Annotated in this window: 1 protein-coding gene; it reads right to left on the reverse strand. The window is 73.7% G+C overall.

What is annotated here, in order from left to right:
• On the reverse strand, window positions 1–586 hold a 586-nt coding region (locus EOE48_RS28480), incomplete at its 3' end, for a transposase (protein WP_148239814.1).
• Window positions 587–613: the final 27 nt, after the last annotated feature.

The raw sequence follows: 613 nt of genomic DNA on the forward strand, positions 1-613 counted from the left end.
CGAGGTCGCGCCCCGGCAGCCAGCGGCGCGCCTGGAGGACGAGTTGGCGCCCGACCGCGAGCAGGGGCTTGTGCCGGCAGCCCCGCTCGCGGCAGGCGCGCTCGGAGGGCACGAGGGCGGTGAGGAACGGCAGGGCCCAGACCCGATGAGCCCAGGGAACAGGGGCCAGCAGCATCAGGCTGAGCCAGCGCAGGCCGCTGGTCTTGACGAAGTGGCTGTCGGAGGAGCGGACCGGATCGCGATAGATGCCGCGGGCGCTGATGCGCTTGCCCCAGCGCCGTTCGATCGTATCGTCGAGGCCCAGGACCACCGGGCCGCGCGGCGCGAACGCCGTGATCAGGTGCCCGAGCAGGAGGCGGGCGCCGGCGCGGGGCGACCAGGCGGCGCGGTTGAGGACGCGGTGGAAGTTGACGAAGCGGCGCTCGTGGGCGCGGCCCATGATGCGTAGGAGGCTGGCGACCGTGCGCCGGCCTGGGGCCAGGATTGCGCCGAGAAGCAGGACCCGGGCGTGGCACCAGGAGCGGTGGACGAAGAGCGGCGCGAAGGCCAGGATGAGCCCGGCGAAGCGGGCGGGCAGGCCAGGCATGGCGGTGTCTCTTGGTCGAAACAGCGC

Origin of the sequence: Methylobacterium oryzihabitans (assembly GCF_004004555.2) — a bacterium.
In the GTDB taxonomy this organism is placed as follows: Bacteria; Pseudomonadota; Alphaproteobacteria; order Rhizobiales; family Beijerinckiaceae; genus Methylobacterium; species Methylobacterium oryzihabitans.